This is a genomic window from Agromyces capsici, from assembly GCF_058349965.1.
In genome coordinates this window covers 1,666,565-1,690,163 of record NZ_JBYRET010000001.1, presented here as the reverse complement: position 1 = coordinate 1,690,163, position 23,599 = coordinate 1,666,565, and the positions used below count along the sequence as shown (strand labels likewise).

Below are 23,599 nucleotides of genomic sequence, written 5' to 3'. Positions count from 1 at the left end.
TTCCCGGAAGGGCCGAGGGTCGAACTCGATCGGGCCCTCCGCGACCTCGTCGAGCGCGCCGACGAGGTCATGCGCACACAGGGCCGCCTCCGGGCTCTGCTCCGCGCGACCCAGGCCGTCGTCGAGCAGATCGAGCTCTCCGAGGTGCTGCACCGCATCGTCGAGGCCGCCGTCGAGCTGGTCGACGCCCAGTACGGCGCGCTCGGGGTGCTCGCCCCGCAGGGCGGGCTCGAGGAGTTCATCCACGTCGGGATGCCCGAGGACACGGTCCGTCGCATCGGCCACCTGCCCGAGGGGCACGGGCTGCTCGGCGCGCTCATCGACCATCCCGAGCCGATCCGGCTCCGGACCCTCGGCGAGGATCCCCGCTCGGCCGGGTTCCCCGCGGGCCACCCGCCGATGGGCAGCTTCCTCGGCGTGCCGGTGTCGGTGCGCGACGAGGTCTTCGGCAACCTCTACCTGACCAACCAGCGGCAGGGCGAGTTCTCCGAGGAGGACGTCGAGTTGACGTCGGCGCTCGCCGCCGCGGCGGGCGTCGCGATCGACAACGCCCGCCGGTTCGCCGAGGCGCGCATGCGCGAGGCGTGGGCTGCGGCATCCGCCCAGGTCGTCTCGGCGCTGCTCACCGACGCCGACACCGAGGGCACGGCGGCGCTGCTCGCCGACGAGCTCGCCTCGCGGGGCGCGGCCGACCGGATCGCGATCCTCGTCGCGGCCGACGACGACCACGACCTCCGCGTCATCGAGGCGCGGGGCACGGATGCCGCGGCGATCGCCGGCACCGTGATCCCGTCCGCTCGCACGCTCGCCGCGGTCGTGCTCGAAGGCGGCGAGACGCGCGCGACGCCCGGCGGACGGATCGACGGCCTCGCCGACGCGCTGGCGCTCGAGCACGACGGGCATGTCGGCCCCGTGGTGTTCTCCGCGATCCGCAAGTCGGGCGCGCCTCGGGCCGTCATCGCCGCGGGTCGCAACCCCGGCACGCCGCACTTCACGCCGGCCGAGATGCGCATCGCCGACGACTTCGCCGAGCGCGTGTCGCTCGCCCACGAGCTCGCGGGCGCCCGCGAGGCGCAGCAGCGCACGATCCTGCTGGAGGACCGCGCGCGCATCGCCCGCGACCTGCACGACCACGTCGTGCAGCAACTCTACGGCGCCGGCCTCGACCTGCAGGCCGTCGCGTCGACCTCGAGCGATCCGGCCAATTCGCGCATCGAGTCGGCGGTGTCGGCGATCGACGAGGCCATCGCCCACGTCCGCACGATCGTCTTCGCGCTGACGCCGCGCGCCGACGGCATGCCGACGCTGCGGCACCGCGTGCTCGACCTCGCGGCCTCCGCGTCGAGCCACCTGCCGCAGCCCGTCGCCGTCACCTTCAGCGGCCCGGTCGACCTCGTCGCGGAGGGCCGGCTCGCCGACGAGCTGACCGCGACGGTGCGCGAGCTCCTGTCGAACGTCGTGAAGCACTCCGGGGCGGCGACGGTGCACCTCACGGTGACGGCGGCCGACGGCGAGGTCACCGCCGACGTCGCCGACGACGGCCACGGCATCGAGGTCACCGCCCGGCGCAGCGGGCTCGAGAACCTGCGCGTGCGCGCCGAGCGACTCGGCGGTTCGTTCCGCATCGACACGGGCGCGCGCGGCACGCGCGCCCGGTGGTCGGCCCCCGTCCCCGCATCCCCTGAGGAGTGAGATCCATGACCCGCGTATTCCTGGTCGACGACCACGAGATCGTCCGTCGCGGCGTCGCCGAGCTGCTCGAGCGCGAGCACGACCTCGAGGTCGTCGGCGAAGCCGGCACGGTCGCACAGGCACTGGCCCGCATCGAGGCGACGTCGCCCGATGTCGCGGTGCTCGACATGCGACTGCCCGACGGCGACGGCATCGACCTCTGCCGCGAGCTGCGGTCGCGGCATCCGGAACTGGCCTGCCTCATCCTCACGGCGTACGACGACGACGCCGCGGCGATGTCGGCCGTGCTCGCCGGCGCGGCCGGGTACGTGCTGAAGAACGTGCGCGGCACGACCATCGTCGAGGACGTGCGGGCGGTCGCGACGGGGCGGTCGCTCATCGACCGGACCGTCTCGGCGAAGGTCGCCGAGCAGGCCAAGCGCGACGACCACGACGACCCCCGCTTCAGCGCACTGAACCTCCGCGAGCGGCAGGTGCTCGCCCTCATCGCCGACGGGCTCACGAACCGGCAGATCGGCGAGGAACTCGGCCTCGCCGAGAAGACCGTCAAGAACTACGTGTCGGGACTGCTCTCCAAGCTCGGCTTCGAGCGCCGCACGCAGGCGGCGATCTACCAGCTCGAGCGCCGCAACCACGAGCCCGCCTGACGCGCGACGGCGGGTCGAGGCGTCGCCCCGCGCCCTCTCGGGACTCCGGCACGACGAAGGCGGACCCCCGGGCGGTGTCGCACCCGGGAGCCCGCCTGCCTGATGCGGCGTTCGACTCCTAGAAGTCGAAGTCCCCGATGTTCTCGGCGTCGAACACGTAGGGGTCGCCGAGCAGGACGGTCGCGTCGGCGCCGACCTCGTACTCGCCGAGCTTGCCGGCGTCGAACGTGTCGCCTTCCTCACCGGCGATCTCGCCCTCGATGAGCGCCTTCGCGGCGAACGCGGCGAGGTAGCCCAGGTCGGCCGGGTTCCACAGAGCGAACGCGGTCACGGTGCCGTCCTCGACGTACTCGCGCATCTGGTTCGGGGTGCCCAGGCCGGTCAGCGCGACCTGGCCCTTGTACTCCGAGGTCGAGAGGTAGCGCGCCGCGGCGGCGATGCCGACCGTGGTGGGCGAGATGATGCCCTTGAGCTCCGGGTAGGTCTGCAGCAGCGCCGCGGTCTTGTCGAACGAGGTCTGGTCGTCGTCGTCGCCGTACACGACCTCGACCAGCTCGATGTCGGGGTGGCTGGCCGCCAGCTCCTCCTCCATCAGCTCGATCCAGGCGTTCTGGTTCGTCGCATTCGCCGACGCGGACAGGATCGCGATCTGTCCGGCGTCGCCGATCTGCTCGGCGATCAGGTCGACCTGGATCTTCGCGATGCCCTCCGCGGTGGCCTGGTTGATGAACAGGTCACGGCACTCCGGGTTGGTGTCCGAGTCGAAGGTGACGACCTTGACCCCGGCGCTGGACGCCTCGTCGAGCGCGTCGCAGATGGCCTCCTTGTCGTTGGCCGAGACGACCAGCGCGCCCACGCCCTGCTGCGCCGCGGTCTGGATGAACGAGACCTGCGAAGTCGGCGAGGCCTCGGAGGGACCGACCTCGGCGAACTCGCCGCCGAACTCCTCGACCGCCTCCTCGCCGCCCGCCGACGACGTGTCGAAGTACGGATTGCCGAGGTTCTTCGGCAGGAACGTCACCGACAGGTTGGCCCCGTCGCCGCCGCTCTCACCTCCGCCGGAGTCGCCGCCGGAAGCGCATCCCGTGAGGGCGAGCGCGGCCGCCGCCGCCATGGCGGTGATCGCCACGCCGATTCGGCGCGTACGGTGCTGAGTGAACATCGTTGTTTCCTTCCTTGGTGCCGGGGACCGGACTGTGATTTCAGGTGGGGGGTGGTCAGGACGACGGAGGTGCTGCCGCGACCCGCCCCTTCTTCTTCCCGATCGCCGAGATCCGCCGACGGCGGAGCCAGGCGAGGAGGCTTGCGGACACCACCGAGAGCACGAGCAGCACGCCCGTGATGATGTTGATGATGTCGCTGGTGACGCCGGCGAGCCGGAGCGCGCTGCCGAGGGTGCCGATGAGCAGCACGCCGGCGATGACGCCGTGCAGGGCGCCGCGGCCGCCGAAGATCGACACGCCGCCGAGGAGGACCGCGGCGATGACCGAGAGCTCCATGCCGGTGGCATTGTCGCCGCGGGCGTTGCTGTAGAGCAGCGTGAAGTACACGCCCGCGAAGCCCGAGACGGTGCCGCTGAGCACGAAGAGGATGAACTTCGCGCGGCCGACGTCGACGCCCGAGAAGGCCGCGGCCTCCTTGTTCAGGCCGATGGCGTAGAGCGACCGGCCGAACGGGGTGAAGTGCAGCAGGATCGCGAAGCCGATCGCGAGGATCACGAACGGGATCATGATGCCGGGGATGGGCGTGCCGGGGATGTTGTCCTTGGCCAGGTCGGTCCAGAACTCGGGGAAGTCGGTGACCGCCGTGGTGCCGAGCAGGCCGACCGCGATACCGCGGAACAGGGCGAGCGTGCCGATCGTGACCGCGAGCGAGGGCAGCCCGACCACGGTGACGAGGAACCCGTTGACCACGCCCGCGACGGTGCCGACGAGGATCGCGGCGATCCCGGCGACGGGGAACGGGAGCCCCGCCTGGGTGAGGATGCCGGTCATCACGCTGGACAGGCCCACGATCGACGCGACCGAGAGGTCGATCTCCTCGGTGATGATGATGAGGGTCATCGGCAGTGCGATGAGCAGGATCGGCGCGACATCCCGCAGCAGGTAGGTGACCGTGAGCGGGCTGTCGAAGTTCGGCACGACCGCGAGCGCGACGGCGATCACGGCGACCAGCAGCGCGATCACGGCGGTCTCGCGGGTCAGGAGCACGCGCCGCCAGAGCGGGTTGGAGTACGCCTGGTACGTGCGGGCGGTCCGGGTGTCCGGCGCCGGAGCGGTGGCGGTCATCGGCCTTCCTCCCTGATCTGGAGCAGCTTGCGGGATTGTCGGAGCGCGAGCACCCGGTCGAGCACGATCGCCCCGATGATGAGGGCGCCGACCACGGCGCGCTGCCAGAAGTCCTGGATGCCCAGGATCGGCAGGGCCCGGTTGATGGTCAGCAGCAGGTACGCGCCGATCGCGGCGCCCCACACGGTGCCGACGCCGCCCGAGATCGCGACGCCGCCGATCACGGCCGCACCGATCGCCTGGAGCTCCCAGCCGGTGCCGGCCTGCGAGCTGACGGTGCCGTAGCGGGCGGCGTAGAGTACGCCGGCCAGGCCCGCGAGGGCGCCGCTGACGAGGAACGCGGTCAGGATGCGGCGCGTGACGCGCAGCCCGTAGAGGTGCGCGGCGGCCGGGTCGGAGCCGATCGCGTAGAACTCGCGACCGCTGCGCAGGTTGCGCAGCACCCACGCGGCCACGACCAGCACCGCGACGGCGATGATCGTGAGGATCGGGATGTACAGGATCTGCCCGGTGCCGAGGCCGCGGAAGTCGGCGGGCAGGTCGGAGGCGTTGATGCGGTCGCTGCCCGTCCAGGCGACGTTGATGCCGCGGTAGATGTACAGCGTGCCGAGCGTGATCACCAGCGCCGGCACCTTCGCGAACGCGACGAGCGCGCCGTTGATCAGGCCCAGGATGGCGCCGAAGGCGACCCCCGCGAGGAAGACCGCGATGATCGGGATGCCGGGCACGTCGATGAACAGCCGGCCCGTGAGGTATGCGGTCAGGCCGAGCACCGAGCCGACCGACAGGTCGACGTTGCGGGTGATGATCACGACCGCCTGGCCGACCGCGACGAGCAGCAGCAGCGACGGCGTCAGCAGGAGGTCGCGGAACCCGTCGGCGGAGAACAGGAAGTTCGGGTTGACCAGTGTCGCGACGAGGATCACCGCGAGCAGCGCGATCACGATGCCGGTCTCGCGGGCCTTGAAGATGTGGGAGACGGCGCGCGTGGCCGCGGAGGGCGCGGGCTTGGCGGGCGGGGCGGCGGTCGCGGTCACTTCGCGTCCTCCTTCTCGGCGGTGGCCGCGAACATCACGGTCTCGGGGGTGGCTTCGGAACGGGGGAACTCGCCGGTGAGCCAGCCCTCGCGCATGACGAGCACGCGGTCGGCCATGCCGAGCACCTCGGGCAGCTCCGACGAGATCATGAGGATCGCCAGTCCCTGCTGGGCGAGCTCGGAGAGCAGGCGGTGCACCTCCGACTTGGTGCCGACGTCGATGCCGCGCGTGGGCTCGTCGACGATGAGCACCTTGGGCTCGGTCGCGAGCCACTTGCCGAGCACGACCTTCTGCTGGTTGCCGCCCGAGAGGGTGCCGGTCTCGGCGTCCAGCGCCGCGGTCTTGACCTCGAGGCGGCTGGCCCACACCTCGGCCGCGGCGTTCTCGGCCCGGCTCGTGATCAGCCCCGCGGTGGCGATGCTGTTGCGGATGGCGAGGGTCACGTTGCGCGAGACGGACTCGTCGAGCACGAGGCCCTGCTTGCGGCGGTCCTCGGGGACGAGCGCGAGGCCTCGCGCCATGGCGACGCGCGGATTGCCCTTCGGCAGCGCCTGGCCGCCGAGGCGCACCGAGCCCGACTCGTACGGGTCGACGCCGAAGATCGCGCGGGCGACCTCGCTGCGGCCGGCGCCGACCAGGCCCGCGAGGCCCACGATCTCGCCGGCCCGCACCGTGAAGCTGATGTCGTGGAACACGCCCGTGCGGGTGAGGCCCTCGACGACGAGCACGTCGTCGCCGATCTCGGCGGGCAGCTTCGGGAACAGCTCCGCGACGTCCCGGCCGACCATCTGGCGCACGAGCTCGTCGACGCTGGTCTCGGCGATTGGCTCGGTCGCGATGTAGCTGCCGTCGCGCATCACGGTGACCGTGTCGCACAGCGCGAACACCTCGTCGAAGCGGTGCGAGATGAACATCAGCGCCCGGCCCTCGTCGCGCAGGCTCCGGGCGACCGCGAACAGGCGCTCGACCTCGACGCCCGAGAGCGCGGCAGTCGGCTCGTCCATGATCAGCACGCGCGCGTCGAGCGAGATGGCCTTGGCGATCTCGATGATCTGCTGGTCGGCGATCGAGAGGCCCTCGGTGATGCGGTCGGGGTCGATCGTCACGCCGAGCCGGGCGAAGATCTCCTGCGCCTCGGCTCGTATCGCCTTCCGATCGATGCGGCCGAACCGGTTCACGGGCTGGCGGCCCATGAAGATGTTCTCCGTGACCGACAGGTCGGGGAAGAGCGTCGGCTCCTGGTAGATCACGGCGATGCCGGCCGCCTTCGACTGCGCGGTCGTGTGGAAGTCGACCTCCTCGCCGCGCAGGCGGAACGTGCCCGCGTCGCGACGGTACAGGCCCGCGATGATCTTCACGAGCGTCGACTTGCCGGCCCCGTTCTCTCCGATCAGGGCGTGGATCGAGCCCTGCTGGAGCGTGATCGTGCCGGAGCGGAGGGCGACGACGGCGCCGAAGGACTTGACGACCTTCGACAGCTCGAGCGCCGGGGGTGCGGGGGTCGTGGGGACCTGGTCCACGGTCACGTCCTCCTCCTTGAGGTGAAAACTGTATGAATCGATTCAGGCTCGATTCAGGCATACTCTATGGAGGACATCCACCGCGGTCAAGTCGCACCCGGACGGATGACCCCCCGCCAGTGGATTCGATGGAGAAGGAGCGCGATGGCACCGGCGAGCATTCGCGACGTCGCCCAGCACGCGGGCGTCTCGGTGGGCACCGTGTCGAACGTGCTCAACCGGCCGGGCGAGGTGTCCGCCGAATCGATCCGGCGCGTCCACGAGGCGATCGAGGCCCTCGGCTACGTGCGCAACGACGCCGCGCGCAAGCTCCGCGCCGGGGTGAGCACGACCGTCGGCTTCGTGGTGCTCGACGGCCAGAACCCGTTCTTCGGCGACGTCGTGCGCGGCGCGGAGGACGAGGCATCCGGCCAGGGCATCGCCATCCTGTACGGCAACACCGACGAGGACCCGAAGCGCGAGCGCATGTACCTCGACCTCTTCGAGGAGCAGCAGGTTCGCGGCGTGCTCATCTCGCCCTACGGCGACATCAACCCGCGGCTCGAGCGGCTGCGCTCGCGCGGCATCCCGGCCGTGCTCGTCGACCGGTTCAGCGGCGACGGGCGGTTCAGCTCGGTCTCGGTCGACAGCGTGAACGGCGGGCGCATGGCGATCGAGCACCTCATCGCCACCGGACGCCGGCGCATCGCCTTCGTCGGCGGCCCGTTCGACATGCGCCAGGTCACCGACCGGCTCGCCGGCGCCCGGGCCGCGGCCGAGAACGCTGCGGACCACGTCGACCTCGAGGTGGTCGCGACCGACGCCCTGACGGTGGCGGATGGCGCGGCCGCCGGCGCCCGCATCATGGCGCGTCCGCGCTCCGACTGGCCCGACGCGATCTTCGCCGCGAACGACCTGCTGGCGCTCGGCCTGCTGCAGGCGCTCACCGTCGACGGGCGGATGCTCGTGCCCGACGAGATCGCGCTGATCGGCTTCGACGACATCGCGTTCGCCGCGGCCGCGGCCGTGCCGCTGTCGTCGATGCGCCAGCCGAGCCGGATGATCGGCCGCACCGCGCTCCGCATCCTGCTCGAGGAGACCGCCGACCCCGAGCTCATCCCCCGGCAGACGGTGTTCCAGCCCGAGCTGATCGTGCGCGCGAGCACGAACCCGCGCCGCTGACCGCCTCGGTGGTCGAGGAGGCCGGAGGCCGTCTCGAGACCTCCTGCGGGCAGGGAATGGATTCCCAGCGTCGGCCGTTGTCTTGATATAGTTGTAGATACAAGTAACGACTGGAGTTCCGAAATGGACGAGCGCATCCTCAACCCCGCCACCTCGATGGGCGCGGTGACCCTGCGCGTCGGCGACCTCGAGGGCATGTCGTCGTACTACGCGAACGCCTTCGCGATGGAGCGCCTCGAGGAGCAGAGCCGCGGCCGCGAGGTGCACCGCGTGCTCGGCCGCGGCACCACCCCGCTCGTGCGACTCATCCACACGCCCGACCTGCCGGGCGTCGACCCGCGCCAGTCGGGCCTCTTCCACACGGCGTTCCTGTTCGACGACCAGGCGAGTCTCGCCGCGACCGTGCTGCGCGCCGCGCGCGACCCCCGCAGCCGCTTCGTCGGCTCGAGCGACCACCTCGTGAGCGAGGCGTTCTACTTCACCGACCCCGAGGGCAATGGCGTCGAGCTCTACACCGACCGCGATCGCAGCACGTGGATCCACGACGGCGAGCAGATCCGCATGGCCACGATCTACCTCGACCCCAACGCGTACCTCGAGCACCACCTGTCCCAGGCCGCGGTCGACGCGGGCCCCTCGCTCGCCGGCAAGGTCGGGCACGTGCACCTGCAGGTCGGCGACGTCGCGACCGCGAGCGACTTCTACGTCGGCGCGCTCGGCTTCGAGACCACGCAGACCGGCTACCCGGGCGCGGTGTTCGCCTCGGCGGGCGGCTACCACCACCACATCGCGATGAACACCTGGAACAGCCGCGGCTCGGGCCCGCGCGCCGCGAGCCTCGGCCTCGGGGACGTCTCGGTGACGGTGCCCGACCGCGACGACCTCGACGCGCTCGTCGCCCGCCTGCGCGCCCGCGGCCTGCAGTTCGCCGACGACGGCCGGTCGGTCTCGGTCGACGACCCGTGGGGCACGCAGGTCACGGTCGCCCTCCCCGACCTCTCGACCGACGAGCTGCTCGCCCGATGAGCCTCGTCGACGTCCGCTCCCCCGAGCTTCGTCCCGACGCCGCCGCCGCGTCGGCCCCGCGGGCCGTGGCGCTGCTGCTGCACGGCTTCGGCTCGAACGAGCGCGACCTGGCCGGCCTCATGCCGATGCTCGACCTCGACCTGCCGTGGGCGTCGCTCCGCGCGCCGCTGACGGCCGGGCCGGGCGCCGCATGGTTCCAGATCACGACGCCGGGCAGCCCCGACGCCGCGCCGGTCGAGGCCGCGACCGACGCCATCTGGGCGTGGGTCGACGAGCACCTGGATGCCGCGACCCGCGTCGTCCCGATCGGCTTCTCGCAGGGCGGACTCATGGCGACGCAGGTCCTGCGGACACGGCCCGAGCGCGTGCTCGCCCCGGTGGTGCTCGGCGGATTCGTGCTGGGCGCGCCCCAGCCGGCCGACGAGCGCCTCGCGACATCCCGGCCCCCGGCGTTCTGGGGCCGCGGCGCCGAGGATCGCGTCATCGCCGCCCACGCGATCGCCCGCACCTCGGAGTGGCTCCCGCGCCACACCGACCTCGTCGAGCGCGTCTACCCGGGCCTCGCCCACGGCATCAGCGCCGACGAGCTCGCCGACGTCCGCGCCTTCCTCGCCGCCCACCTCCCGGCGGTCGAGTAGGACGCGAAGCGCCCGCACCGAGACCTCCCGTGACGTCGGTGGTCCCGCGTAGCGTGCAGACATGGCACCGGATGGCGCGGCCTGCACGGCCGTCGACGAACGCGGGCCGTGCACCGCGCTCGCCGACCCGCACGCCCCGCTCTCGCTCTGCACGATGCACCTGCTCGCCGCGTACGACTGGGTCGCCCGCGAGGAGGGCGTCACCGATGTGCTGCCCGGCGCGTGCCTCGTATGCGGGTCGCGCGTGGGGGTGCGGTACCCGTCGGGATCGGTCTGCGCGGTGTGCGAATGGCGGCTCGGCGACGTGCCCGACCCCGAGCTGGTGCCGCCACGCGTCGACGTCGTCTACTACGTGCGCTGGCGCGAGCGCGTCAAGATCGGCACCTCGTCGAACCCACGGCAGCGGCTCGCGGTGATCCCGCACGACGAGGTGCTCGCGTTCGAGCGCGGCGGACGGCTGCTCGAGCAGCGCCGGCACGCCGAGTTCGCCGCCTCACGCTGGCCGCGCTCGGAGTGGTTCCGGCTCGACGAGCCGCTCGTCCGCCACCTCGCCGAGCTCGCCGGCGACCGCGCCGACCCGTGGGACCGCTACGACCGCTGGCGCAGCGAGGAGCTCGCGCGCCGCGGGTGACTCACTTCTTGGGGTGACGTGGCTTCCGGAAGGGCTTGTCGTCGTCGCGCGGCGCGCGGTCGTCGTCGCGCGACCGTCTCGCCGGTCGGTCGTCGCCGTACTCGCGCGGCCGGCGCGGACCGCGGTCGTCGTCCCAGCTGCGTCGCCGCGGCCGGCCCGAGTCGGGTCGCAGCTCGATGAGCTGACCCGAGATGCGCGTGCCCGCGAGCCGGTCGAACACGTCGGCCGGCAGGTCGGCGGGCAGTTCGACGAGCGAGAAGTCCGACATGATCTGGATCGCGCCGAAGTCGTCGCGCTGCAGGCCGCCCTCGTTGGCGAGCGCGCCGACGATCTGGCGCGGCTGCACGCGCTGGCGCTTGCCGACGGCGATGCGGTACTGCGCCATGGGCTGGGAGTTCGGGCGCGGGCGTCGCTCCGGCCGGTCGCCGCGGTCGCCGCGGTCGCTCCGGTCGCCGCGCTCGGGCCGGTCGCGGTCGAACCGCTCCCGCACGGGGCGCTCGGGCTCGGGCTCGAGCAGGAGCGGCGACTCGCCCTGCGCGACGACGGCGAGCGCGGCCGCGACATCCGTCTCGGGCACGTCGTGGTTCCGCACGTAGTGGGCGATGATGTCGCGGAACCCGTCGATGCGATCGGCCTGGCCGAGCGCCGCGGTGATCCGGTCATCGAAGCGAGCGAGGCGGGTGACGTTCACGTCCTCGACGCTCGGAAGCTGCATCGGCGTGATCGGCTGCTTGGTCGCCTTCTCGATTCGGCTGAGCAGCCCGCGCTCGCGTGGCGTGACGAAGCTGATCGCGTCACCCGTGCGGCCGGCGCGCCCGGTGCGGCCGATGCGGTGCACGTACGGCTCGCTGTCGGTGGGGATGTCGAAGTTCACCACGTGGCTGATGCGCTCGACGTCGAGGCCGCGGGCCGCGACATCCGTCGCCACCAGGATGTCGAGCTTGCCCGACTTGAGCTGATTCACGGTGCGCTCGCGCTGGGCCTGCGCGATGTCGCCGTTGATGGCCGCCGCCTCGTAGCCGCGGGCGCGGAGCTTCTCCGCGAGCTCCTCGGTGACGTTCTTCGTGCGGACGAAGATGATCATGCCCTCGAAGTTCTCGACCTCGAGGATGCGCGTGAGCGCGTCGACCTTCTGCGCGTAGGAGACGACGAGGTAGCGCTGGGTGATGTTCGCCGAGGTCTGGGTCTTGGTCTTGACCGTGATCTCTTCCGGGTCGTGCAGGTACTGCTGCGACATCCGGCGGATCATGGCGGGCATGGTCGCGGAGAACAACGCGACCTGCTTGGTGTCGGGCGTGTCGGCGAGGATCGTCTCGACGTCTTCGGCGAAGCCCATCTTGAGCATCTCGTCGGCCTCGTCGAGCACGAGGTACTTGAGCTCCGAGAGGTCGAGCGTGCCCTTGTCGAGGTGGTCCATGATGCGGCCGGGCGTGCCGACGACGATGTGCACGCCGCGGCGCAGCGCCGAGAGCTGCACGCCGTACCCCTGCCCGCCGTAGACCGGCAGGATGTGCACGTGCTTGAGGTGCGCGGCGTACCGCTCGAACGCCTCGCAGACCTGCAGCGCGAGCTCGCGGGTCGGGGCGAGCACGAGCGCCTGCGGGGTCTTCTGCGACACGTCGAGGCGCGCGAGGATCGGCAGCGCGAACGCCGCGGTCTTGCCCGTGCCGGTCTGCGCGAGGCCCACGACGTCCCGGCCCTCGAGCAGGGTCGGGATGGTGGCGGCCTGGATCGCCGACGGCGTCTCGTAGCCGACGTCGTCGAGCGCCTTCAGCACCGGGCCCTCGAGCCCGAGGTCGGCGAACGTCGTCTGAGCGGGCTCGGCGGGAGCCTCGGCCTCGACGGGGGTATCGACGGAAGTCACCCTTCAGGGTAGCCCCGCCGGCTGGGAGAGCGTCGGGCGGGGTCGGCCGAGGGGCGCCAAGTGTGCGCCATCCGCTCGGAGAACGCAACGGGGTGATGCGGATCCCGATCGTCGGGAAGGGTGGATGGCTCGTGACCGCACTCGACGCAAGGAGGAAGACATGCTGACACTCACCGACACGGCGAGCACCGTCGTCAAGGAGATCGTCGACCGCAGCGGCGCGCCTGCTGGTGCCGGCCTCCGGATCGACACCGAGGGCGACTCGGCGACCCAGTTCGCCGTGGAGATCGCCCCGGAGCCGCAGGAGCGCGACGCGATCGTCGAGCAGGCGGGGGCGCGCGTGTACCTCGCCGAGGATGCCGCACAGGCGCTCGACGACAAGACGCTGGACGCCCATCTGGGCGAGGACGGACGCGTCGCATTCGACGTTCTGCCCCAGCGCATCTGACCAGCCGGAGACGGTGGCTCGGTGATCCCCCTCCCGGGTCGTCGCCTGCTGGACGGAATTCGGCTCAGCGCCCCGGGCTTCGGCCCGGGGCGCTGCGTCGTTCAGCCCTTCTCCGCTCCCGCCGTGGTATTCATGATTCGGCGCTGGAAGATGAAGAACAGCACCGCGACCGGGATGGTCATGAGCACCGCTGCCGCGAGCTGCAACGGGAACTGGTTGCCCGAACCCAGCTGTCCCGAGACGAGCGAGGCGACGCCGGTCGTGAGGGTGTTCAGCTCCGGACTCTGCCGCGACACGATGAAGTGCTGCAGCTCGTTCCACGAGCCCTGGAAGCTCAGGATGATGAGCGTGATGAGCGCCGGCCGCGCCATCGGCAGCACGACCGACCAGAACGTGCGGAACTGGCCGGCGCCGTCGATGCGCGCCGCCTCCTCGATCGACACGGGGATGGAGTCGAAGAACTGCTTCATGATGAACACGCCGGCCGCCGTCGACAGCAGCGGGATGATCATGCCCGCGTACGTGTCGTAGATGCCGAGCTGCTGCAGGATGAGGAACCGCGGGATCAGCAGCACCACGCCCGGTACGGCGAGCACGCCGATGAAGAACAGGAACACGAACGCGCGACCGCGGAACTGCAGCCGCGACAGCGCGTACCCCGCGAGCGAGTCGAAGAACACGCGCCCCAGGGTCACGATCACCGTCACGAGCAACGTGTTGCCGAACCAGAGCGGGAACGGCACGTCGGTGAAGAGCCGCTCGTACGCCGCGAACGTGACCGTCTCGGGGATGAGCGAGAGCCCGTTCTGCGTGGCATCCGCGTCGGTCTTGAAGCTGCCCGCGACCGAGAGGATGAACGGGTAGATGTAGATGAGCGCCAGGCCGATGAGGATCAGGTAGCTCGTCCAGAGTCCTGCGCGCACCTTGGCCGGCGTGCGGCGGCGGCGCGGCGCGGGGCGAGCGGATGCCGCGGCTCGGTCGCCGTCGGCGGCCACCACGGCTCGCGTGCTGAGGTCGGTCATCGTCAGCTCCCGCCTCGTCGATCCGCGTCGTCATGTTCGGTCGCGTCGGCGCCCGAGACGAGCGCGCGGTCGGTCGGGTCGGCGCCGACGACCGCCGCCGCGGCGTCGGGTTCGCGGCGCCGGAGGTCGTCTCCGCCCGCCGGTCCGCCGGCGCGTCGACCCCGCCTGCCCATGCCCTTCGGATCGCGCTCGCGGAGCCACCACCGCTGCAGGAGCGTGAGCAGGATGATGAAGACGAACAGGATGAACGCGATCGCCGCGCCCTGTCCCCACTTCAACTCCTCGAACGACGTCTCGTAGGCCAGGAAGGCGGGCGTCTTGATGGTCCCGCCGGCGGTGCTGCCGCCGAGCACGTAGATCTGGTCGAACACCTGCCACGAGCCGATGAGCCCGAGCGTGAGCACCGTGAACATCGTCGGCCGGAGCATGGGGACCGTGACGGAGAAGAAGGTGCGGAACGGCCCGGCGCCGTCCACCCGCGCGGCCTCGTCGATCTCCCCGCCGATGGCCTGCAGCCCGGCGAGGAACAGCAGCATGAAGGTGCCGGAGGTCGTGAAGATCGCGAGCATGATCAGCGTCATCATGGCGACGGACGGCCCGGCCAGCCATTCCCACCAGGTGATGCCGAGCGGACCGTCCTGGGCCAGCGCCTCCGGAGGGCTCGTGACGCCGAACGCGGCGAGCAGGTTGTGGAACACGCCGCTCGCGTCGTTGAGCCAGTTCGGGCCGTCGATGCCGAAGAAGCCCAGCACCGCGTTGATGGCTCCCGACGCGGTGAACAGGAACTGGAAGACGATGACGATCGCGACGGTCGAGGTGACCGACGGGAAGTAGAAGGCGGTGCGGAAGAAGCCTCGTCCGCGGATCACCGCGCGGTTGACCTGCACGGCGAGCAGCAGCGCGACGATCGTCTGCAGCGGCACCACGAAGACGACGTACCAGAGGTTGTTGCGCACGGCCCGGCCGAAGTTCTCCTGGTCGAGCCCGGGCTCGGTGGTGATCGCGGCGTAGTTCTCGAGCCCGACGAAGTTCACGTTCGGGTTCAGCGGCGACCGGAAGCCGTTCCAGTCGCTGAAGCTCACCCACAGCGCGAGCAGGATCGGGATGGCCAGGAACACCACCACGATGACGGCGGCAGGCGTGACGAAGAGCCAGCCCGCCCGGGCCTCGCCGCGACGGATGCCACCGCCGCGACGAGACCCGGAAACGGTACCGGTCATGATCAGCCGTTCGCCTCGGCGGCAGCCGCCTCGAGGTTCTCCTGGAACGGCCCGAGCACAGCGGCGGGGTCGGCGAGACCCTGCGTCTCGAGCGACGTGTTGAAGTCCGCGACGGCCGGCGCCGACCCGGCGAAGGCCACGGGGCTCTGCGCGTACTCGACGCCCGCGACGAACGCCGCGTTCTCGGGGAACTGCTCGGCGTAGGCCGCCGAACCGGACTCGGTCGAGGGGATCACGCCGAAGGCCTCGGCGAACGCGAGCTGCTGCTCGTCGGCCGTGAGGTACTCGACCAGGCTGACGGCGGCGTCACGCGTCTCCGACTCGACCGGGATGCCCCAGCAGTTGCTGAACGCGAAGGTCGCCGGGCCGGCGGGGCCCTCGGGCAGCTCGACGCTGATGAACTCCCGGTCCGGGTAGTCGTTCGCCAGCGCGCCGTTGATCCACGGTCCCTCGATGACCATCGCCGCGCTGCCGAGACCGAAGGCCTCGCCCGCCCAACCGGCTTCGAGGTCCTGCGGGTACTTGAGCGCTCCCGCGTCGATGAGCCCCTGCAGGTAGGTCAGCGCCTCGGCGTTCTCGGGCGAGTCGGCGGTCACCTCGCCGTCCTCGTAGACGCCGCCGCCGGCCTGCCCCATGAACGTTCCGATGCGCTGGTACTCCCGGCCCATGCCGAGCCCGACCTGCTCGCCGGTGGTCAGCCGCTGCGCCGCCGCCTGGAGGCCCTCCCAGTCCGTCGGGACGTCGGCGTCGGTGAGCCCCGCGGCCTCCCACGCCGCGGTGTTGATCTGCAGGGCCAGCGTCGAGAAGTCCTTCGGCGCGCAGTAGAACTGGTCGTCGTAGGTGAACTGCTCGCGGAGCGCGGGCAGGAACTGGTCGGCGTTCTCGAGGTCCTCGGCGTACGGCTCGATGAAGCCCTGGTCGGCGTAGGTCTGGAACTGGTCCCAGGGCATGTAGAACAGGTCGGGCGGGTTGTTGCCCGAGAAGCCCTGGCCGAGCTGCTGCACGAGGTCGTTCGCGGCGACGACCTCGACGGTGTTGCCGGTCTCCTCGGCCCAGGCCTCGGCGGCCTCGGTGACCGCGGTGGTCTCGGCCTCGCCCGACGAGCCGATCAGGATGCTGAGCTCCTGTCCGCTGGTCTCGCCGCCGTCGTCGCCGCCCGGGGAGCAGGCGGCTAGGGTGATGACGAGTCCCGTCGCCACGGCGACGGCGCTCCATTGTGATGTCCTCACGATGTATCCCTTCTGGTGATTGCCGGCCTCACGTGCCGGGGATCGCGTCGAGCGCCAGGTGTCCAGGCCGTCGCTCGACGAGTCGGGGCGCGAGGAGCCGGTCTGCCGGCTCCTCGTCGCTGCTCGGATTCGGGCGCACGTCGTCGCCCGCGGGACCGAACAGCAGGTCGAGTGCGGCGGCCACCACGTCGTCGAGGGGCTGCTCCACGCTGGAGAGCCCGACGGCGGCGGCCACCGGGGTGTCGTCGAACCCGACGACGGGGAGTGCGGGGCGGCCCGCGGTGCGGGCGGCGATCATCGCACCGAGTGCGAGCGAGTCGCTCGCGCAGACGATCGCGTCGGGGGGCTCGGGAAGCGCCAGCAGCTCCGAGGCGGCGCGCGTGCCCTCCGTCACCCCGTCGACGGTGTGCCGGGCGAGGAGCTCCCGGTCGTCGGCACCCAGGCCGCACTCGGCCGCCCACCCCGCACGGCGCTCGTCGCCGGTGCCGGAGCCGTCCGGCCAGCCGATCCAGCCGATGCGCCGCGCACCCGTGCTGCGGAGGTGCCGCACGGCCTCGGCGACGCCGGCCCGCCCGTCGACGTCGACCCAGCGATGCGGCACCGCCCGGGTCTCCGGATCCCACGGCCGCCCGAACGCGACGAACGGGACGCCCTGGTCGGTGAGGGCGCGGATGCGCTCGTCGCCGTGCGTGGTCGCGGTGAGCACGAACGCATCGACGTCCGAACCTTCGCGCAGGCCCCGGATCCGGGCCAGCTCCTCGTCGGGGCTGACGGCGGAGAAGACCATCACCCGCAGGCCCCTCGACTCGGCGTGCTCGGTGAGCTTGTGCAGGAAGCGATCCAGCACGGCGCCGGAGATGCCGTCGCGCCACGGGTCGATGCGCACGCCGATCGTCGCGGACTTGCGGGTTCGCAGCCGTCGCGCCGACGCGTGCGGTCGGTATCCGAGCCGATCGATCGCCTCGAGCACGCGCTCTCGCGTGGCCTCGCGCACGACTCCCGGGCTGTTGAGCACGTTCGAGACCGTCTGGCGCGAGACCCCGGCGGCCTGCGCGACATCCTCGACGGTCGGCATCCGTGACACTTCGCCTCCTTCGGCTCGTGCGCGGGTCGTCATCGGTGACGATCTTCGGAATCCGCCGATTTGATCGATCAAATCTTTGCTAGTGTTGCCGACGTCGGACAGCGGTGTCAACCCGGTCGGGATCACCGTTCCATCACGAACCGGAAGCGAGCACCACGTGACCGCATCACTTCAGCCACTGCTGCACGACGCGCTGGCGGTCCTGCGGGCGCCCATCCAGGTCTGGTCGTCGCACGACGGCACGATCGGCCGCGCGCCCGTCCACGGCATCTACAGCGCCGACATCCGCCTCGTGCGCGGTCTCCGGCTGACCGTCGGCGGCCAGGTCCCCGAACACCTGGCGACCGGGGGCGAGCGCAGCGACCGCACGCGCATCGATGCGCTGGTCCGCACGCTCGACGACCCGACGCCCGATCCCGGCGTGCGCCTCGTGCTGGAACGCGCCGTCGACGCCGACGGCGTCGCAGACACCGTCACGCTGCGCAACCGGCGATCGGTCGACGTGCGGGCACGGGTCGAGATCGAGATCGAACCCGACGCGAGCCCGGTCGACCACGTCAAGCTCGGCGCAGCCCCGCCGCCGGCTCCGCGGCCGACGCTCGACGGCGACGTCGCGGAATGGGGCGGCGACGAGGTCACCGCCCGCCTCGCCGCCCGCGGCCTCGACGTGCGGGTCGACGCGCGCGGCATCCGACTCACCGCCGACCTCCTCGTGCCCGCCGCGGGCGAGGCGAGCGTCGGGTGGCGCCTCGACACCGTCGACGGCGCCGCGGTCGTGCGGGGCGTCGACACGCCCGTCCCGTGGAGCGCCCCGGTGGTGACCGCCGCCGACGACCGCCTCGGGCGCTGGATCGCCCAGGGCCTCGCCGACCTCGACGCGCTGCGCATGACCACGGTGCGGCAGCCGGAGGCCGAGTTCATCGCCGCCGGCGCGCCGTGGTTCTTCACCCTCTTCGGACGAGACTCGATCTGGACCGCGCGCATGCTGCTGCCGCTCGGCACGAAGCTCGCGGCCGACACGTTGCGCGTGCTCGCAGGGCTCCAGGGCACCGACGTCGACGATGTCACCGCCGAGGAGCCCGGCAAGATCATGCACGAGCTGCGCCGTGCCGCCCTCGCGCTCGACGGCGATGAGGGCGAACTCCCACCGCTGTACTACGGCACGGTCGACGCGACCGCGCTGTGGATCATGCTGCTCCACGACGCCTGGCGCTGGGGACTGCCCGAGCACGAAGTGCGCGAACTGCTGCCGCACCTGCAGGCCGCGCTCGCCTGGATGCGCGACCACGGCGACGCCGACGGCGATGGGCTCCTCGAGTACGTCGATCGGTCGGGTCGCGGCCTCGCCAACCAGGGCTGGAAGGACTCAGGCGACTCGGTGCAGTGGCGCGACGGCTCCTTGGCCGAAGGCCCCATCGCGCTCTGCGAGGTGCAGGCGTACGCGTACGAGGCAGCGGTGCACGGGGCCGACCTGTTCGATGCGTTCGGCGTCGACGGCGGCGAGCAGTGGCGCACCTGGGCCGCTCGACTGCGGGAGCGATTCCACGCCGAATTCTGGATCGACGACCCGGCGGGCGCGTACCCGGCGATCGCGCTCGACGCGCACAAGCGCCCGGTCGACACCGTCACCTCGAATCTCGGGCACCTGCTCGGCACGGGCCTGCTCGACGCCGACCAGGTCGACCTCGTCGTGCGCCGTCTGACCGACCCGACCCTCGATTCGGGATACGGCCTGCGAACCATGTCGACCGAGTCCGGCGGCTACTGGCCGCTCAGCTACCACGGCGGCACCGTGTGGGCGCACGACACCGCGATCGCCGTGCTCGGCCTCGCGCGCGAGGGTCGCGGGGCGGATGCCGCGGGGTTGGTCGAGGGCCTCCTGCGCGCCGCCTCGGGCTTCGGCTACCGCATGCCCGAGCTCCACTCGGGCGACCCGGCGAGTGAGGTCGCGGTGCCGGTGCCGTACCCGGCGGCGTGCCGCCCGCAGGCGTGGTCGGCCGCGGCATCCGTCGCCGTGCTCACCGCCGTGCTCGGCCTCGAGCCCGACGGCGACGAGCTGCGCACGAATCCGCTCCCCTCGTTCGGAGCGCTCTCGGTCGACGGCCTCCGCATCGCGGGGCGCGATCGCCGCGTCGCAGCGGGCTGAGCGCCGGCGGGGCTCGTCAGTACAGCTCGAGCTCGTGCCCGGCGCGCTCGACCTCGCGCATCCGCGCGGACGCCGCGTCGCCGAGGCGTCCGGAGCACTCCGCGATCACGGCCTCGACGAGCGCCAGCACGGGCGTCATCGCGTCGAAGGCCGAGGGCGAGCCGGTCTCGCTCGGCAGCACCACGTCGGCATCGCTTGCGATGGGTGAGAGCCAGGCGTCCGTGAAGAGCAGCACCGAGGCGCGCCGGCCCTTCGCCGCCGCAGCCAGCCGTCGGGTCGGCTCCTCGTAGCGGCGGTAGTCGAACAGCACGACGACGTCGCCGCGGCGGAGACCGGCGACCGCCTCGGCGCGCCCGGCGTCGTGCTCGGGGACTGTGACGACACCCGGCCGGAGCAGTTGCAGGTGCTGGGCGAGGAATCTGGCGAGCAGCCCGCTGAACCGCCCGCCGCCGACGAGCACCCGACTGCGCGGCGCGCAGAGGAGCTCGACGGCGCGTTCGAACTCGCCCGGGGCGAGGGCCGCAAAGGTCCGGTCGAGCGTGTCGCGCATGATCGACGCGGCGCGGGCCAGGCCGGATGACTCGTCGGCGGCCTGCGTTCCCTGGCGGCGGTCGTACAGCTCGATGGGCGAGGCCGACCGCTCGTCGAGGTCGTCGCGGAGGGCCTGCTGGAAGTCGGGGAAGCCGCGGTAGCCCAGCCGGTTGGCGAACCGAAGCACGGTCGGGCCGCTCACGCCGGCGCGGGCCGCGAGCTTCGCGACGGTCTCGAACCCGGCCGACGGGTACGACGAGAGCAGGACGCGGGCGACCTTGCGTTCGGCCGGGCTGCACTCGGCCATGCCCCGACGGATCGCCTCCGCCATGGGCGGGGATGCCTCAGCCGCACTCATCAGCGCCTCCTCCGCACTCACCGTACCGACTCGCCCTCGGCGACGGCCACGACGAGGCCGGCGAGCAGCGCGACGCGTTCCGGCACGGTGCCGAGGTCGAGCCATTCGTCGTCGCCGTGGTCACCGCCGCCCACGGGGCCGAGCCCGTCGAGCGTCGGGATGCCGAGGGCCGCGACGAAGTTCGCATCGGACGCGCCGCCGGTGGCCGCGACCTCGAACGCGAGCCCGAGGCGGTCGCCGACCTGCCGCGCGAGCGCCGCGAGGCCGTCGGTGGCGCTGCGCTCCAGGGGTGGGCACACGTCGAGGCGGGTGACCGAGATGCGGGCGCCGTCGACCGCCGGATGGCTCGCCCGCTCGTCGATCGCATCGAGCGCGCCGACCAGGTCGGCGAGTGTGGCCGCGCGCACCTCGAGGTGCAGCTCGGCCGACTCCGGCACAATGTTGGGCCTCGAACCGGATGCCACGCGGCCGACGTTCACGGTGAGCCCGGGCGCGGTGCCCGAGAGCGCCTGCACGTCGAGCAGGAACCGGGCGGCCTCGACCGCGGCGTTGATGCCCCGTTCGGGCTCCACGCCCGAGTGGGCGGCCCGACCCCGGATGGCGACCACGAGGTCGGCGACGCCCTTGCGGGCTCCGACGAGGTCGCCGTTCTCGCGCGCGCACTCGAGGCACAGCGCGGCCGTCGCCCCGTGTGCCGCCTCGGCGAGCATCTCGCGGCTCGCCGGCGAGCCGACCTCCTCGTCGGGGGTCAGGGCGATGACGAGCTCGCCGTAGCCGCGGTATCCGACGCCGTCGAGCACCCGGGCGGCTGCGAGCCCGGCGGCGACGCCCGCGATGTCGTCGCACACACCGGGCCCCCGCGCGATGCCGTCGGCGACGCGGAACGGTCGGGCGGCCGCGGTGCCCACCGGGAACACCGTGTCCATGTGCGCGAACAGCAGCACCTTCGCCGTGCCCTCGCCCCTGCAGCGGCCGACGACGACGGGACCGTACCTCCGGCCGTCGCGCTCGGGCGTCGGCACGGTCTCGACCTCGAAGCCGTCGGCGGCGAGCGCCGACGCGGCCCACGCGGCGACCCGTGCGACGCCGTCGGGGTCGTGCGAACCGGAGTCGATGCCGACGAGGTGGGCGAGGTCGGCGCGATAGCGGTCGTCGACCTCGTCGGCCGCCCGGCGAAGGTGCTCGGCGGCGGGGAGGTGCGCGGCGGTCGCGGCGGAACCTCCGTCGAGGAACGTGCCCGCCACCTCAGAGCACCTTCGACAGGAATGAGCGGGTGCGCTCCTCGCGCGGGTCGCCGAGCACCTGCGCGGGATCGCCGGCCTCGACGACCACGCCGCCGTCCATGAACACCGCCACGTCGCCGACCTCACGGGCGAAGCCGATCTCGTGGGTCACGACGATCATCGTCATGCCGCTCTCGGCGAGGCTCCGCATCACGTCGAGCACGTCGCCGACGAGCTCGGGGTCGAGCGCCGAGGTGGGCTCGTCGAAGAGCATGACCTCCGGCTCCATGGCCAGCGCGCGGGCGATGGCCACGCGCTGCTGCTGGCCGCCCGAGAGCTGGGCCGGGTAGGTGCCGGCCTTCTCGGCGAGCCCGACCTGGGCCAGGAGGCGCATGGCCCGCTCCCTGGCATCCGCCTTCGAGCGCCGGGCGACCTGCGCCGGCGCCTCGATCACGTTCTCGAGCGCGGTCATGTGCGGGAAGAGGTTGAACCGCTGGAAGACCATGCCGACCTTGCGACGCTGCGCGGCGACCTCCTTCTCACGCAGCTCGTACAGCTTGCCGTTCCGCTCGCGGTAGCCCACCGTCTCGCCATCGACGCGGATCATGCCGGCGTCGATCTGCTCGAGGTGGTTGATGCAACGGAGGAACGTCGACTTGCCCGAACCGGACGGGCCGAGCAGGCACACGACCTGCCCTCGCTCGACAGACATGGTGATGCCCTTCAGCACCTCGAGGCTGCCGAACCGCTTGTGCACCTCGACGGCCTCGACCATGGGGCGCTCGGCGGTCGCCGTGAGGGGCGCAGCCTGGGGAACGGTGGCGGTCATGACGCCGACTCCTTCTTCGACGCGCGCGACGCGCGGGCTGGCAGCGCGATGCTCTGCGTGAACGTCGACACTCGCGATCCGATGGTGGGCCGAGCGCCGGTGAAGCCGCGGCCGTAGCGGCGCTCGAGCCACATCTGCGGGATCGACAGGATCGAGGTGAGCACGAGGTACCAGATCGCCGCGACGATGAGCAGCGGGATGATCTTGTAGTTCTGGGTGTACGCCTCGCGGATGTTCGACATGAGGTCGTCGCCGGCGACGATCGCGACGAGCGAGGTCGACTTCAGCATCGTGATCGTCTCGTTGCCCATCGGCGGGATGATCACGCGCATCGCCTGCGGGAGCACGATGCGTCGGAGGGTCTTCGCGGGCGACATCCCGAGCGAGTGCGCGGCCTCGGTCTGGCCGTGGTCGACCGACTGGATGCCGGCGCGCACGATCTCGGCGGCGTACGCCATCTCGTTGAGGCCGAGCGCGAGCAGGGCGGCCACGGTCGCCGGGATGAGGTCGCTCGTCGTGAACGACCAGTACTCGATCGAGGTGAACGGCACCCCGATCACGATCTTCGGGATGAACGCCCCGATGAAGCCCCAGAAGATGAGCTGGAGCAGCAGCGGCGTGCCGCGGAACACCCAGATGAAGAGCATCGCGGCGATCGACAGGACCGGGTTCGACGAGAGGCGCATCACGGCGACGACGATGCCGCCGATCACGCCCATGACCATCGACGCCGCGGTGAGCCAGAGCGTGATGAGCACGCCGTTGATCGTGAGCGGCTTGAAGAGGTACTCGCCCACGGTCTCGAGGTCGAGGTTCGGGTTCTGCAGGATCGAGGCCAGCGATCCGATCCCGACGACCAGGACGAGGACGGCGGCGATCCAGCGCCCCGGGTGGCGGACGGGGACGGCCTCGATGGGGCCCGGGCGGGCGGCGCCCGGAGGACCCGAGGGCCCTGCGGGCGCCGCCGTGGCTGACGGCTGCGTTGCGATCATGGGTGGTGCTTCC

At 71.8% G+C, this 23,599-nt stretch carries 21 protein-coding genes; 8 read left to right on the top strand and 13 right to left on the bottom strand.

The genetic code is table 11. The features are described from left to right. Positions 1-69 precede the first annotated feature (69 nt). Positions 70-1,692, top strand: a complete 1,623-nt coding sequence (locus AC3RKB_RS08015; RefSeq protein ID WP_491435563.1) for a GAF domain-containing sensor histidine kinase — start codon at positions 70-72, stop codon at positions 1,690-1,692. A 5-nt stretch (positions 1,693-1,697) separates the two neighbouring features. Next, positions 1,698-2,339 (top strand): response regulator, encoded by a 642-nt coding sequence (locus AC3RKB_RS08010; RefSeq protein ID WP_491435562.1) that lies wholly within the window; start codon positions 1,698-1,700, stop codon positions 2,337-2,339. 118 nt (positions 2,340-2,457) lie between these two features. Here AC3RKB_RS08010 and rhaS read toward each other — a convergent pair whose 3' ends face one another. Genes rhaS through AC3RKB_RS07990 form a run of 4 tightly spaced genes read right to left on the bottom strand, consistent with a single transcriptional unit; the run spans position 2,458 to position 7,190 of the window. Continuing rightward, a complete protein-coding gene (gene rhaS / locus AC3RKB_RS08005; protein WP_491435561.1) occupies positions 2,458-3,501 on the bottom strand; it encodes a rhamnose ABC transporter substrate-binding protein in 1,044 nt (347 codons plus the stop codon). Between the two features lie 55 nt (positions 3,502-3,556). Next, positions 3,557-4,627, bottom strand: a complete 1,071-nt coding sequence (locus tag AC3RKB_RS08000; protein ID WP_491435560.1) for an ABC transporter permease — start codon at positions 4,625-4,627, stop codon at positions 3,557-3,559. Continuing rightward, positions 4,624-5,664 (bottom strand): ABC transporter permease, encoded by a 1,041-nt coding sequence (locus AC3RKB_RS07995; protein WP_491435559.1) that lies wholly within the window; start codon positions 5,662-5,664, stop codon positions 4,624-4,626. The genes AC3RKB_RS08000 and AC3RKB_RS07995 overlap by 4 nt, the downstream gene beginning before the upstream one ends. Continuing rightward, a complete protein-coding gene (locus tag AC3RKB_RS07990) occupies positions 5,661-7,190 on the bottom strand; it encodes a sugar ABC transporter ATP-binding protein (RefSeq protein WP_491435558.1) in 1,530 nt (509 codons plus the stop codon). Before AC3RKB_RS07990 ends, AC3RKB_RS07995 begins: the two co-directional genes overlap by 4 nt. A 138-nt stretch (positions 7,191-7,328) precedes the next feature. Between AC3RKB_RS07990 and AC3RKB_RS07985 the strand changes: the two genes are divergently transcribed. The 4 genes from AC3RKB_RS07985 (at position 7,329) to AC3RKB_RS07970 (ending at position 10,640) form a co-directional block, all read left to right on the top strand. After that, the gene (locus AC3RKB_RS07985; protein ID WP_491435557.1) at positions 7,329-8,345 is read left to right on the top strand and encodes a LacI family DNA-binding transcriptional regulator; all 1,017 of its coding nucleotides are present in this window, start codon (positions 7,329-7,331) and stop codon (positions 8,343-8,345) included. Positions 8,346-8,468: 123 nt separating this feature from the next. Next, complete coding sequence (locus AC3RKB_RS07980; protein WP_491435556.1) at positions 8,469-9,371, top strand: VOC family protein; 903 nt, start codon at positions 8,469-8,471, stop codon at positions 9,369-9,371. Continuing rightward, the gene (locus AC3RKB_RS07975) at positions 9,368-10,009 is read left to right on the top strand and encodes an alpha/beta hydrolase (protein WP_491435555.1); all 642 of its coding nucleotides are present in this window, start codon (positions 9,368-9,370) and stop codon (positions 10,007-10,009) included. Before AC3RKB_RS07980 ends, AC3RKB_RS07975 begins: the two co-directional genes overlap by 4 nt. A 61-nt stretch (positions 10,010-10,070) precedes the next feature. Further along, positions 10,071-10,640, top strand: coding sequence for a GIY-YIG nuclease family protein (locus tag AC3RKB_RS07970; RefSeq protein WP_491435554.1), 570 nt, complete (start codon positions 10,071-10,073; stop codon positions 10,638-10,640). 1 nt (position 10,641) lies between these two features. On the opposite strand, the gene AC3RKB_RS07965 is transcribed toward AC3RKB_RS07970, so the two are convergent. Next, complete coding sequence (locus AC3RKB_RS07965) at positions 10,642-12,504, bottom strand: DEAD/DEAH box helicase (RefSeq protein WP_491435553.1); 1,863 nt, start codon at positions 12,502-12,504, stop codon at positions 10,642-10,644. 160 nt (positions 12,505-12,664) lie between these two features. On the opposite strand from AC3RKB_RS07965, the gene AC3RKB_RS07960 reads away from it, so the two are divergent. Beyond that, complete coding sequence (locus AC3RKB_RS07960) at positions 12,665-12,952, top strand: iron-sulfur cluster assembly accessory protein (protein WP_491435552.1); 288 nt, start codon at positions 12,665-12,667, stop codon at positions 12,950-12,952. A 101-nt stretch (positions 12,953-13,053) separates the two neighbouring features. Here AC3RKB_RS07960 and AC3RKB_RS07955 read toward each other — a convergent pair whose 3' ends face one another. From AC3RKB_RS07955 to AC3RKB_RS07940, 4 genes are read right to left on the bottom strand one after another with little or no spacing between them, the layout of a single operon-like run. Then, entirely contained in the window at positions 13,054-13,974 is a 921-nt protein-coding gene (locus tag AC3RKB_RS07955; protein WP_491435551.1) for a carbohydrate ABC transporter permease, read from the bottom strand. 2 nt (positions 13,975-13,976) lie between these two features. Then, positions 13,977-15,194, bottom strand: a complete 1,218-nt coding sequence (locus AC3RKB_RS07950; protein WP_491435550.1) for a carbohydrate ABC transporter permease — start codon at positions 15,192-15,194, stop codon at positions 13,977-13,979. Positions 15,195-15,196: 2 nt separating this feature from the next. After that, positions 15,197-16,423 (bottom strand): sugar ABC transporter substrate-binding protein, encoded by a 1,227-nt coding sequence (locus tag AC3RKB_RS07945; RefSeq protein WP_491435549.1) that lies wholly within the window; start codon positions 16,421-16,423, stop codon positions 15,197-15,199. Between the two features lie 28 nt (positions 16,424-16,451). Continuing rightward, on the bottom strand, positions 16,452-17,498 hold the full coding sequence (locus AC3RKB_RS07940; RefSeq protein ID WP_491436782.1) for a LacI family DNA-binding transcriptional regulator: 1,047 nt from the start codon (positions 17,496-17,498) through the stop codon (positions 16,452-16,454). Positions 17,499-17,664: 166 nt separating this feature from the next. Here AC3RKB_RS07940 and AC3RKB_RS07935 point away from each other — a divergent pair, with 166 nt between their 5' ends. Then, positions 17,665-19,653, top strand: coding sequence for an amylo-alpha-1,6-glucosidase (locus AC3RKB_RS07935; protein WP_491435548.1), 1,989 nt, complete (start codon positions 17,665-17,667; stop codon positions 19,651-19,653). A 16-nt stretch (positions 19,654-19,669) separates the two neighbouring features. Here the strand turns inward: AC3RKB_RS07935 and AC3RKB_RS07930 are convergent, their stop codons facing one another. The 4 genes from AC3RKB_RS07930 to AC3RKB_RS07915 are packed head-to-tail and all read right to left on the bottom strand — an operon-like array spanning position 19,670 to position 23,586. Beyond that, positions 19,670-20,542: a MurR/RpiR family transcriptional regulator gene (locus AC3RKB_RS07930; RefSeq protein WP_491435547.1), complete on the bottom strand. Its 873-nt coding sequence runs from the start codon at positions 20,540-20,542 to the stop codon at positions 19,670-19,672. A 17-nt stretch (positions 20,543-20,559) separates the two neighbouring features. Beyond that, the gene (locus tag AC3RKB_RS07925; RefSeq protein ID WP_491435546.1) at positions 20,560-21,786 is read right to left on the bottom strand and encodes a M20/M25/M40 family metallo-hydrolase; all 1,227 of its coding nucleotides are present in this window, start codon (positions 21,784-21,786) and stop codon (positions 20,560-20,562) included. A 1-nt stretch (position 21,787) separates the two neighbouring features. Next, entirely contained in the window at positions 21,788-22,594 is an 807-nt protein-coding gene (locus tag AC3RKB_RS07920) for an amino acid ABC transporter ATP-binding protein (RefSeq protein WP_491435545.1), read from the bottom strand. Next, a complete protein-coding gene (locus AC3RKB_RS07915; protein ID WP_491435544.1) occupies positions 22,591-23,586 on the bottom strand; it encodes an amino acid ABC transporter permease in 996 nt (331 codons plus the stop codon). Before AC3RKB_RS07915 ends, AC3RKB_RS07920 begins: the two co-directional genes overlap by 4 nt. Positions 23,587-23,599: the final 13 nt, after the last annotated feature.

Excerpts from the sequence above, each read along its gene's own strand:
- AC3RKB_RS07950 (WP_491435550.1), bottom strand. The coding sequence starts at position 15,194 with ATGACCGGTACCGTTTCCGGGTCTCGTCGCGGCGGTGGCATCCGTCGC.
- AC3RKB_RS08015 (WP_491435563.1), top strand. The coding sequence starts at position 70 with ATGCGCACACAGGGCCGCCTCCGGGCTCTGCTCCGCGCGACCCAGGCC.
- AC3RKB_RS08000 (WP_491435560.1), bottom strand. The coding sequence starts at position 4,627 with ATGACCGCCACCGCTCCGGCGCCGGACACCCGGACCGCCCGCACGTAC.
- AC3RKB_RS07985 (WP_491435557.1), top strand. The coding sequence starts at position 7,329 with ATGGCACCGGCGAGCATTCGCGACGTCGCCCAGCACGCGGGCGTCTCG.
- AC3RKB_RS07970 (WP_491435554.1), top strand. The coding sequence starts at position 10,071 with ATGGCACCGGATGGCGCGGCCTGCACGGCCGTCGACGAACGCGGGCCG.
- AC3RKB_RS07930 (WP_491435547.1), bottom strand. The coding sequence starts at position 20,542 with ATGAGTGCGGCTGAGGCATCCCCGCCCATGGCGGAGGCGATCCGTCGG.
- AC3RKB_RS07955 (WP_491435551.1), bottom strand. The coding sequence starts at position 13,974 with ATGACCGACCTCAGCACGCGAGCCGTGGTGGCCGCCGACGGCGACCGA.
- AC3RKB_RS07960 (WP_491435552.1), top strand. The coding sequence starts at position 12,665 with ATGCTGACACTCACCGACACGGCGAGCACCGTCGTCAAGGAGATCGTC.
- AC3RKB_RS07915 (WP_491435544.1), bottom strand. The coding sequence starts at position 23,586 with ATGATCGCAACGCAGCCGTCAGCCACGGCGGCGCCCGCAGGGCCCTCG.
- AC3RKB_RS07980 (WP_491435556.1), top strand. The coding sequence starts at position 8,469 with ATGGACGAGCGCATCCTCAACCCCGCCACCTCGATGGGCGCGGTGACC.
- AC3RKB_RS07920 (WP_491435545.1), bottom strand. The coding sequence starts at position 22,594 with ATGACCGCCACCGTTCCCCAGGCTGCGCCCCTCACGGCGACCGCCGAG.
- AC3RKB_RS08010 (WP_491435562.1), top strand. The coding sequence starts at position 1,698 with ATGACCCGCGTATTCCTGGTCGACGACCACGAGATCGTCCGTCGCGGC.
- AC3RKB_RS07940 (WP_491436782.1), bottom strand. The coding sequence starts at position 17,498 with ATGCCGACCGTCGAGGATGTCGCGCAGGCCGCCGGGGTCTCGCGCCAG.
- AC3RKB_RS07975 (WP_491435555.1), top strand. The coding sequence starts at position 9,368 with ATGAGCCTCGTCGACGTCCGCTCCCCCGAGCTTCGTCCCGACGCCGCC.
- rhaS (WP_491435561.1), bottom strand. The coding sequence starts at position 3,501 with ATGTTCACTCAGCACCGTACGCGCCGAATCGGCGTGGCGATCACCGCC.